The following is a 734-nucleotide window of genomic DNA, read 5'->3' on the forward strand; positions in this document are numbered from 1 at the left end:
CGATTCCGGCGAGGCCGAAACCGTGGTCCGCGCCCAGCTCGCCGGCAGCCTGCCGGAGGAACTGGCCGGCCAGACCGTCCCCGGCGTCGTCGCCCCCGGCATCATCGCCTACGAGCCGGTCTGGGCGATCGGCACCGGCCGCACCCCCACCGAGGAGGACGTCGCGGCGATGCACGCCTCGATCCGCGCCGCCCTGCGCCGCCAGCTCGGCGCCGCCGGCGCGACGATGCCGATCCTCTACGGCGGCTCGGTCAAGCCCTCGAACGCGGCGTCCCTGCTCGCCCTGCCCGAGGTCGGCGGCGCCCTGGTCGGCGGCGCCAGCCTCAAGGCGGAGGACTTCCTGGCGATTGCCTCCGCCGCGGCGCGGGACTAGAGGACGCCGTCGACCCGACAATCGGGCATCCCCGCCCCGCCGGATGGTTCCATCCGGCGGGCTGATGCTCTAGAACCCGCGCGTCACTCCGAAAGGCCGCCACGCTCCCATGATCACCGTTCTGCTCGTCCTCCAGGCGTTCATCACCATTGCCCTGATCGGCGTCGTGCTGATCCAGCGCAGCGAGGGCGGCGGCCTCGGCCTCGGCACCAGCCAGGGCATGGGCAGCTTCATGACCGGGCGCGGCACCGCCAACCTGCTCACCCGCGTCACCGCGGTGCTGGCGACTCTGTTCATGGTGCTCTCGCTCGTCCTCGCCCTGCTCTACCGGCATGGCGGCGGCGGCTCGGCCGAATCGATC

At 72.9% G+C, this 734-nt stretch carries 2 protein-coding genes; both read left to right on the plus strand.

The annotated features are described in order from the left end of the window. On the plus strand, positions 1-373 hold a 373-nt coding region (locus APM_RS12200; RefSeq protein ID WP_007423686.1), incomplete at its 5' end, for a triose-phosphate isomerase. 109 nt (positions 374-482) lie between these two features. After that, positions 483-734, plus strand: a 252-nt coding sequence (gene secG, locus APM_RS12205) for a preprotein translocase subunit SecG (RefSeq protein WP_007423687.1), incomplete at its 3' end; no start/stop codon positions are given.

Origin of the sequence: Acidiphilium sp. PM, assembly GCF_000219295.1 — a bacterium.
Classification (GTDB): Bacteria; Pseudomonadota; Alphaproteobacteria; order Acetobacterales; family Acetobacteraceae; genus Acidiphilium; species Acidiphilium multivorum.